The sequence below is a fragment of the Dapis hubbardiae BLCC-M172 genome (assembly GCF_050016015.1).
Taxonomy (GTDB): domain Bacteria; phylum Cyanobacteriota; class Cyanobacteriia; order Cyanobacteriales; family Microcoleaceae; genus Trichodesmium.
This window is the reverse complement of record NZ_JBNHEQ010000238.1, coordinates 1-10,870: the sequence shown is the minus strand read 5'-3', so window position 1 is coordinate 10,870 and position 10,870 is coordinate 1. Positions and strand designations below refer to the sequence as shown.

Sequence of the window (10,870 nt, the reverse complement as noted above, 5' to 3'; positions counted from 1 at the left end):
CCCTACTCCCCTACTCCCTTACTATCTTAATTATAAGTGTTCAACCGGACATGGTTTAATTCCTTAAATAGACTTCTATAGCGCTACCCAAATACTTTAGGACATTCTTCTGTTCCTTTACAACCCAAATTTATTGTCCTAACCAAAAGACGTAGTGCTATATAAAGAAATTGATTTTTCTTGACACAAGTTCAATAAAAAGTTAGACTAGGTAGAATAACAAAATTAACCGTTCATCTTTCCCATAGCTTCAAGGCTGATTAACCAAAACTTTGAGAAAGACGGAAGTAGGGGTAGAAATATTAGCTGAAAATAAAAACCTATCTAAAATATCTCTATCCAACAAGGTTCTAGAAAAAGCTTAAACCTTGTTATTTTTGGTTGGGTTAAGTTGTACTAAAGGATCTATCCCGAAGGAACGTACTACTGCATTACTTGAGGTAGTTGTGATGATTCCAGTTTCGTTAATGAGTCTTGTCATCTCTTTCTTGGCTGTTTATATGTATACGAATACTACTGAAGAAATTGTCAAAGTAGGAACAGCAGGGATGGCATTAATATGTCTATTTTTAAGCTTTGTTTTTGCTCCTTGGAGCATCGTTTTACTGTTGGTAGTATCTTTGGTTATATACCAATCCCCTTTGTTGAAGTATTAGATAAAGAATAGTTAGTAGCATTCTAGTCTTCATCAAACAATAAATCAAAAAATTTATCCACCTCCGTTTTCAGGTGGATAAATTTTGTTTTTGATAGAACAAATGCTAATAGCTCAATAACTATCAATTATCTTAGTAGGCTAATATTATTTTTAGAGGTTGTCAGGTAAACCAGTCTTTTTATTATCTATAGCAATAGGAACTCTTCCCCATCCTGCTTCAGCGCCTAGATCAAGCCATATTTGCTCCAAAGTAGCAAAACTATAAGGATCGTAAGAACCATTAACACCTATATCATAAACACCAGAAGCACCATGTCTAACACCATAAGGATCGTGAATAAAAATTTCCTCTTTATCCAAATTAAATCCTGTTGCTACAACCATGTGTCCGCTACCATGATAAGCTAATCCTAAAACTATTGGGTATCCAGCTTTTAGACAAAGCATTAAATCAGCATGAGAGAGTGTATAAGAAAAATAAGTTTCTACTCCGAAATCTCTTAATGCTTTAGTCTGTGCGTCATGGTCTGTGGTATCACCATATTTTGCTAATGTTTCACCATAAAAACTTTCAAATTCTTTGTAGTTAGCATGCCTTGATTCTTCCCTTAATTGTGGCTTTAAACCTGCTAAGAACATAGAACAAGAAGTCAAATTGCACTGGCGACTTCCCGGACCAAAATAAAGGGTATCGTTATCTAATTGAGAAAAATAAGGTACGTCTAGCTTTTTTATCCTCTCACTTTTTGGTTGTTTCAATTTTAGGTGAGGTGTATAAGCATAAACTTTTTCTAGATAGGTTTTGCCATCATGTGCTAATTTTGGATGTTCTAAGGTAAGTACAGTATGTTGGTAAGCATCTGGCAATATTTCTTTGACTTTGATTTTTTCTTGTTGTTTGACAAGTATTTTCTCATTATCCCATAATTCTGAAGATTGTATAGGTTTAGATTTTAACCAGGTTGAATGGACAAAACCTACAGTGGTAACTTCCATTTTTTCCTCCATTTTTTCGTCTATTTTGTTTTGACCAAACGCACTATTTTTTACAGGTTTACAAAATAGTTTAGCTTCAGCACATCTGCGTCTCCGCAAACCCACTTCAGCAGCAGAACCAGGGTTTCGATATTTTTCAAATTGCTTTGTAATCCAATTTAAATCTTCCCACTTTGAAATACTATCACAAACCCTTGTAATGGACTGAAAGTTTGCTCCACCATAAAAATTTGCACCTAGGTTGTAGGCAAAACTATAAAGAGCTCCCTGTTGATTGGGATTCATCTTAGACCAAGTAGGGATTCTTTCTAAAACAGGTTTACAAACTTCTTCAACTTCCCAGGCTAAATATTTCTCTGCTTCAGCAGGGGAAATAATATCGTTTCTTCTAACTTTACTACCATTAGGATATTTTGTACTCCCATACCCAATGGTAGCAACTTCCCACCCATAAATTGGATCGGGATACGCTTTTGCTCGGCCATCAGAAAGTTTTTCATGATACCCCTCAAATTTCTTAATTAAATTAAGACCACTTTGAGGAATTAAATTTTCTCCACTCATAATTTATACCTAACGACAAAACTGATACAAAGTGACAATATAGACAGTACATATACTTAAAATAGAAGGTTATCTGCCTCTTGTCCACCGCTAGCTTTGTAAAACAACCGCCATTTTTGATATTAATTGAGGCATTTACAGGTATGTATTATAACACGAACTACACTTAATAATACGCTCTATAATTTAGGCATATATACCTTATTTTTCGTTCTAAAAAGGTATATATGCTTAAATTTAAGCATATTTTCTAATTCAGTTTTTTCTAATACCAAATTAATAAATGTTTGCTACAAATAACTAGGCTATTTCTTAGAAGTCAGGAATCATAATGAATAGGCTTGATACCATTTTTTATGTCATAATTTATTTTTTTCGTCAAATATACATTTCTGATCGAGTATTTTAATAGTGCTGATTATTCGTAACATCCTTTTTTTAAAATTGTCTAAGTTTCAATAACTAGACTTTCGGATTTTAATTTCTTGACTTAAAACTGTAAAAACTTGTATATTTATACATTGTATGTTTATCAAGAGTAACTTGAGTAATTTGCTAAGCTTAACATCCCCTAGTGGTGCAGGATTACCTCAGCATAATAATTCATGGGTAAAATGATGGGAAATATGAGAAATATTGTCAGATATTCAAACAGTATAATTTTAAATAATAAGTCATTCTAAATACTTATTATAAATGATAGAATAGAGCTTTCATTAATTGATAATTGATAATTGATAATTGATAATTGATAATTACCTCTGGTTAAAGCCGCACGGGAATTGAAGATAAGGAAATATCCTAGCACTTTTCTCTTGGTCGATTGGATATGGCGTTTAGCGTTCCGCACAACTTTCCTGACGGAATGCTCCGCAAACGTTAACGCTGCGCGACATATAAAACGTTAGCGTTAGCGCAGCTCCTCTGGAAGAGGCAGTGGATCTGCAAGAGCGGGAAACCTTTCCCTCCGGGACGCTTTCCTACGGAATGCTCCGCAAAGGTGCACTTCGGAGCTTTGCGTTAGCAAACGCCATCCCATCCTAAGGTCATGCTCCGCATTTCCTGACGGAATGCTCCGCAAACATGTCGGCGACAGCCGAAGTGCGAAGTTGTGCGGAACGCTAAACGACCGCTTTTTCCCCTATCCAAGGGGAGGCTTTAAACCACAATTATTTAATTATTAATTATTAATAATTCGGTAATTACCTACAACAGAAAGTTTAAGAGCCAGAAAAAACTGAAATTTCCTGTATTTATTAACCCTGGGGTTTACACCCTCCGATACCAGCGGACATGATATAAATTATGGAGAAACTGTGTGCTAAATTACTTCAACACACAGATTAGTTATTAATTAACTATTTCAACACTCACTTTGGATGTCTCATCCTCCTAATGAGTGCTGAATGTTGACCGCTGCTTTAATACAACTGATTCAACCACTGATCTACATCAATTGCTAATTTCTTACCCAATTGTAATAACTTGCGAATTTGAGGTAATTCCCAGGTTTTTTCTACTCCAATATCTCCTACATTTTGTTGTAGCTGAGGATTATTTCGCTTTTCAATACAACCCAAACAAAGAGGTACAATTTGACTTTCCAGAGATTGGAAATAAATCTCCTGAGCGCCAATTAATGACAAACCTAAATTTAATTTATTTCCTACTTCAACAATTCGCTCTAAACCTTGGATATCTAATTCCAAATTCTCCGGTTCATTATCATACAAAATATGCCTGAGTGAGTTAACAATTAGCCTTTCTAAAGATTCCTTAACTTCCAGGTTGTGGAATCGACATTGCTGCTGACCAACTTCACTAGCAAGAGCTTCTAACTCCGCCAAATGACTAATACTTAACTTACCATCACTACTTTCACCCTCTAAAGTTCGCGCACTTGTCAATAACCGATGACCCAATGCTACTTCAGCAGCTACCTGTAACTCCTGGGGTACAGCTAAATTATCTCGGCGGAAAGCCATCATTATGCTGTAATTATCTCGGTACACCTGAGTATACAATTGATCTAGGCGGTTGAGAGTTTCTTGACTCAATAGAGTCATTATCCGTTGACGTTCCTCTGCAAACAGATCCCCTAGACCAAATGAAGATTTTCCAAATAACTCAGCCATGCTCATAATTACATTAGCAATACTGCCTTCTTGTAAAGCATCAAATAGGCTTTCTTTGATTTCTGTATAAACCCGACGACCTGTAAATGGTCGAATACAGCAATGGAAATCCCATCCTCCTAAATGCAGTACAGCAAAAACAAATTCTTTGCATTCCAGTGTAATTTCTGAAGTTAATTGTAGCTGACCTACTGCCAAACTCAGATTACCCATCCGTCGCATTTGATAATCATGTTGCTTAGTGTTGTAGCAGTAAACTCGTTGTTCGCGAGTATAAGTAGTAAATAAGGAATTAATTGCATAGTGAGCTGCTACTTGCTCCAAAGTAATTTGAGCTGTGGCAACTAACTGTCGATAAACTTCATCACCTGTTTTGAAGATATCTACGTTACTGGGGGCAAAAGCAAGTTGAGACACAAAATCTTTCTCTAATTGTACCCCTGCCACATCACCTGCTAATTCTATTGCTCTGGAAGCATAACGGAGAATTTGAGTACCTTCTGGTCGAGATATTTCATCAAAAAACCAGCCACAACTTGTAAACATTAATAGAGAATGTCTTTGCATTTCTAATAAACGCAAAGCATCTACTTTTTCTACTTCTTTAAGGTCGTGGTTTTGATGCTTAGAAAAGAAATTCTGAATGTTCTCAGTGGAGCGATCTAGAATTACTTTAACGTATTCATCTCTTGCTGCCCAAACATCTTTGAAGAAGTGACGACCAAAGTCTTCGTAAATGTCAACAAATTGATCCCGTAGCCAATTGAGTGAATCTCGTAATGGTCTCCGCCATTTCTGATGCCAGGTGCCACCACCACCGCAACCACAATCATCTTGCCAACGGTCAACACCATGACAACAACTCCATGCTGTTACTGGTTTTAATGCAACTTCCCAAGTAGGAGGATTAATACTGAGGTAATGAGCAAAGTTAGTTACTGTCCAATTGCGATTAGGAAATTCTCCTAAGAAAGCGAAGGCAAGACATTTTTCTGTACCGCCTTTATGATGACCGAATGTTTCACCATCAGTGGCAACAGCGATTAATTGTGAGGGACGTTGGTCTCCCCGTATTGCCTGGCCAATTCGTCCGGCCAAATTATGAGAACTATTGAGGACATCATTAAATCCCATATCTCTTGATATCGGACCATCATAGAAAAAGATATCAATGTATGGAGTTTCTGTGGAATTGTCACTGTCGCTACCCCGTAAGAAACAACGATAAGGCCGGGTAGGATCGATTTGACTGCCACCTACTTCGACCCATTCTGGATCATGGTTGTCTGGACTGGAAAATGGACGACAACGTTCTGCTTGGGAAGGAGCTAAAACAATGAAGCGAATGCCTTCTGCAACTAATACTTCTAGGGTAGGATAGTCTACGGCTGTTTCTGCTAGCCACATTCCTTCTGGGTCGCGACCAAACCTGGAGCGGAAGTCTTCTTTACCCCAGCGAATTTGAGTATATTTATCTCGTTCGTTGGCTAGGGGCAAGATGATGTGGTTGTATGCTTGAGCGATCGCGTTACCATGTCCATCAAGTCGTTGACAACTTTTCCGGTCGGCCTCAATAATTTTTTGATATACTTCCATATCATGGCGTTCTAACCAACTCATTAGGGTCGGACCGATATTGAAGCTTAGATATTCGTAGTTATTGGCGATGCCCACCAATTCTCCTCGGTCGTTGAGGACGCGAGCAAAAGCATTAGGACGATAGCATTCGTGTAAAATTCGCTCGTTCCAGTCATGGCAAGGAGCTGCACTAGGTTGACGTTCGATAGCGTCTAGATAGGGGTTTTCCCTGGGGGGTTGATAGAAGTGACCGTGGATGGTGACATAAACGCCAGTGGCAGTATGTACAGGTGCTACAGAAGTTATCTGATTATTGGTTGTTTCAGATAATGAAACTTCTAGAACAGAGTCATTTACTTGGTTCAAGTTTGTCTCAGATGAGGAAACCATGCGATCGCATTCTCCATTTAAAACAACAAATTAGTTTGTTCGCCCTAATATGGCGACACTCCAAGATTAAGGATTATTTTTAAACATTTAATTTAGATGTTTAATTCCAATTCTTGGTTAGTTTTTCTCTTTTTCTTTGATTTCAATTACACTTATTCTTTATTAGCCATTGTTGCAGAGTGATAAAAGGCAAATTGTGTTTAGATGCTCTTGATTAGTTAGCCAAGCTTTAGTCTTTCAACAACTACCTCAAAAGTATACTATTTCCTCCTTTTTTGCCTTTACTTTAGTAGGCGATCGTTTTCGCTAATAGTAATGTTGAAAACTTGCTTGCAGAGTTAAATAAAGATTTAATACTTAGGTCTTAATTCCTATCATAAAGCCTACCCTACTCAAAAAGCAAGACTGTAGTGACAAAACTTAACTTTACTTATAACTTCTCTGTAAATTAGTAACATTACTTTTGATTAAGAAATTAAAAATAAATCATTTCAATTTCATCAAATTATGTTAAAAGCACTGTGTTTATAGGGAACAAGAAACAGAAATATGTAGTAAAAATTTATCTAAAATGCTATAACAATCCTAAATTGGTTGTGAAAATTTTTATAACAGTTAATTTTAACTGAAAACCTGAGAAATGCTGACTCCTGAATCCTGATTCAGGAGGGATAAGAGGCGGAAATTAAATAATATATCACGAGTAGTAGAAAGAGAAAGTTTTTTATCACTAATTAAGAGATTGAATGTATCAGGAAATATAAATAGGGAACAGGGAATAAGGAGGAATAAATCAAGACAAATATTTGTCGCTATTAAATCTAGGAATATATGTTTAGTCACTCGTATGCTTTCTTAATACTTATTTGACAAACAGTCTCTAAACAGACATGATATGATGTCGAAAACTGGCAGTTAATCACTATAGCAATTCCCAAGAAGCGTGAGGTACAAAATTCGTTTGTTTTAGGGAACAGGGAATAGGTATGGAGGGAATGAGGAATCAGGAATAGAAAAGAAATTAAAGAGCTTGTGTACCTCATAAGCTTGAGAAACGCTATATTCACAATCACTATTATTTGAAATTTAGTTAAGTAGGCAAGGGAAATTCAAGGCAAACAGCACTAAAGCAAGTAAATTTTCCTCAAACAATTCTTACTTCTACACATAATTAAACCTACTGTTCCGTTAGCTGATTCATAATTCCTAATATCATTATCCTAAAAAGGCCATTTACTTAATGTCAGTAACTTTAGAGATATCTAGGATAAGGCAACAGGAGCAGAAAGAACACAAAAGTATATATTAGACCTAGGCGTGAAAAAGATCTAGATTTTTTGCAGGGGTCGGGAACAGGGAATACTTAACTGGGAACAGGTAAGATATTTTTACGAAAAAGGCAGTAAAAAGGATTTTTTCTGGTGACTTTTTCTTTCTTTAGCTAATATAACTAAAAGGTTTATTTATTTTCCACCAGATGTCTATTATTGATCACCTGATTTATGATTACATAGATTTCTTTATACTTAATACCATTTCTCTATGAAGTTGCACTTAATATATAAATGGTAATCATAGGCACAATTAAGATTTAAGCAAGAATTATTAAGTACATTGTTACACAGAAATGGTATTAGTCTAAATGTCATGATCGATCGGCACAATATCAATAATACCTCAATCATTAACGGTCTCACAGAAGATGAGGTAACAGCTCGTCGTGCTTCTGGCTTAGGAAATCATGTCAAACTAGACACAAGTCGCTCCTACAGCCAAATATTAAAGGAAAACTTATTTACCTTTATCAATACCGTTTTCCTCAGCATTAGCCTTGTTTTAATTTCTCTTTCTCGTTATGGTGATGCTTTCCTCGTGATCGTTGTTATTTTAGGTGGCGTCATAGTCAGTGTTTGCCAAGAAATATGGGCTAAACAAAAATTAGATCAAATTGCCCTATTAACTAGACCATTAGCTACCGTTATTCGAGAAAGTAAACAAAAAAACATTGATCCCAGTGAGATTGTCATAGGAGATATATTAGTAATCAATGCTGGAGATCAAATAGTAGTCGATGGACAAATAGTAGGAGAAGGCCAAATAGAAGTGGACGAATCACTTTTAACTGGGGAATCCGATCTAATTCCTAAACAGGCTGGCCAACCAGTTTATTCTGGTAGTTTTTGTGTCAGTGGTACTGCTTACTATGAAGCCCAAAAAGTAGGAACCGAAAGTTTGGCCTATCAACTAACAGTTAGTGCCAGAGCATTTCGCCAAATTTACACCCCCCTCCAACAAGAAATTAACTTAGTCATCAGAGTATTTTTACTCTTGTCATGCTTTCTGTGGATACTGGTTACTATTAATTGGTACTTTGGATTTTATACATTTGCTGACACTGTTCAATATGCTGCTGTAATTGCTGGCCTAGTACCAAGTGGGCTTTATTTGGCTATTACTCTAGCTTATGCTCTAGGGGCAGTCAAAATGGTGGGGCAAGAAGTTCTCATTCAGCAGGCCAATGCCGTTGAATCATTAAGTAATGTAGATATTTTATGCTTGGATAAAACTGGGACTTTAACGGCTAACCGTATTAGTTTACAAGCTATTTATCCCATAGGGCTTGATGAAATTAATTTGGGAAGTCTATTAGGTGAGTATGCAGCTAATACTACTGCCAAAAATAAAACTATTGAAGCTCTACAAGAAGTCTTTTCTGGAAGTCAACGTCCTCTAATTTTTGAAATTCCTTTTACTTCGGCTCGTAAATGGAGTGGTATAAGCTTTGCCAGTCAAGAGGAAAATTTACCATCTGGGACATATATTCTCGGCGCTCCAGAAATATTAGCTGAAGTTACACCCCTCAGTACGAAAGTTACTCAGCAGATTCAAGAATTAACAATGGCAGGATTCCGAGTGCTTTTATTTGCTCATAACCCCAACTTTAATAGCTTAAACCAAGATTTAGAAAAACCACAATTACCTACTGAACTTTTTCCTCTAGGAATTATTAGTTTTCAAGATGAACTTAGGCCAGAAGCTCGTGAGACTATTAAGGGTTTCTCGGAAGCAGGGATAGAAGTCAAAGTAATTTCTGGAGATAATCCTCAGACTGTAGGTGCTTTGGCCTCACAAGCAGGACTTGGTTCAGATACCCAAGTTATTTCTGGTTGGGAATTAGCCAAACTAGATGAAGCTCAGTTTATTCAAGCAGCAGCATCTAAGACAATTTTTGGCCGTGTCACTCCTAGCCAAAAAGCTAAACTGATCCGTAATTTTAAGGATCAAGGTCATTATGTAGCGATGATTGGGGATGGGGTTAATGATGTTCTCTCTCTAAAAGAAGCTAATTTGGCGATCGCTATGGAAGGAGGTAGTAAGGCGACTCGTAGTGTGGCAGATATTGTCCTATTGAACAATTCTTTTGCCTCTTTGCCTCATACTTTTTTGGAAGGACAACGGATTCGTAATGGTATACAAGATGTATTGAAATTATTTATGATTAGGGTATTCTGTGTCAGTCTATTGATTTTTGCTACAGGATTTATTGGTGGATTTATCGGCGGTACTTTCCCACTATTAAATAAACACAGTGCAGTTGTTACTCTAATATCAGTAGGATTTCCTACTTTTTGTATTCCGATTTGGGCTAAACCAGGAATATTACCTCGACGTAGTATAGTGCGCTCTCTACTTCATTTTACTTTACCTGCTACTTTGACTCTTACTCTTGTAGCTTTAGGAGTGTATTTAACTTATTTAGCAATACCATTTTCAGGAAATGATTTAGTTATTGAGCTTGAACAAGTTAACAAATTTCTTTCGGTTCCTCGTAGCGCCCTAGTTACAATTATGATTTTATGTGGTCTATTGTTAGTGCCTTTTCTGAAGCCCCCAACAAAAGCTTGGGTGGGTGGAGAAGTTTATAGTGGTGACTGGCGGTATACTTTTGTTGCATTAGTTTTGTTAGGGGTTTATATAGTTATTTTGGTTGTTCCTCCTCTACGTCAATTTTTTGAATTATCTTTACTGAGTATCCGTGATTATGTTGCGATTAGTTGGGTAGCTTTAGTTTGGTGTTTATTACTACGGTATGTATGGCGAGCCAAACTTCTAGACAAATTTTTAGGTGTCGATCTGAGTTAAGGGAGTAGGGAGTAGGGAATAGGGAATAGGGAAAAAAGTACATGGTCTCTTCCAAATTGCTAATTCATAAAAGAAAATTAACGACACTTGAAGTCAAAATGCCCATTGCTTATGTAGCAATAGAGATGAATGAGATTTTAATTTCTGATTTACTCAAAGCTGACATCTGAATTTTGTCGGCAAAAACTTCTATTGCGATATGCGCAACAAAAGATGGAGTGAGCAAAAATTCCTATTGCGTATATCGCAATAGATATGAATGAGATTTCTATTTCTGATTTACTAAAAGCCGTTCTCTGAATTTTATAGGCAAAAACTCCTATTGCCATATCCGCAACAAAAGAGGAAGTGAGTCAAAATTCCTATTGCGTATGTCGCAATAGAGATGAATAAGATTTCTATTTCT

3 protein-coding genes are annotated in these 10,870 nt (G+C 36.6%); 1 reads left to right on the top strand and 2 read right to left on the bottom strand.

What is annotated here, in order from left to right; all coding sequences use genetic code 11:
* Positions 1–808: 808 nt before the first annotated feature.
* Positions 809–2,218 (bottom strand): glycoside hydrolase family protein, encoded by a 1,410-nt coding sequence (locus tag ACP6PK_RS22005; RefSeq protein ID WP_094676462.1) that lies wholly within the window; start codon positions 2,216–2,218, stop codon positions 809–811.
* A 1,421-nt stretch (positions 2,219–3,639) separates the two neighbouring features.
* A complete protein-coding gene (locus tag ACP6PK_RS22000) occupies positions 3,640–6,321 on the bottom strand; it encodes a DUF3536 domain-containing protein (RefSeq protein ID WP_426562667.1) in 2,682 nt (893 codons plus the stop codon).
* 1,647 nt (positions 6,322–7,968) lie between these two features.
* Between ACP6PK_RS22000 and ACP6PK_RS21995 the strand changes: the two genes are divergently transcribed.
* Positions 7,969–10,464: an HAD-IC family P-type ATPase gene (locus ACP6PK_RS21995; protein ID WP_426562665.1), complete on the top strand. Its 2,496-nt coding sequence runs from the start codon at positions 7,969–7,971 to the stop codon at positions 10,462–10,464.
* The last annotated feature ends 406 nt before the right edge of the window (positions 10,465–10,870 follow it).

Bases quoted from the DNA above. Each gene is read 5' to 3' on its own strand.
- ACP6PK_RS22005 (WP_094676462.1), bottom strand. From the start codon at position 2,218: ATGAGTGGAGAAAATTTAATTCCTCAAAGTGGTCTTAATTTAATTAAG.
- ACP6PK_RS21995 (WP_426562665.1), top strand. From the start codon at position 7,969: ATGATCGATCGGCACAATATCAATAATACCTCAATCATTAACGGTCTC.
- ACP6PK_RS22000 (WP_426562667.1), bottom strand. From the start codon at position 6,321: ATGGTTTCCTCATCTGAGACAAACTTGAACCAAGTAAATGACTCTGTT.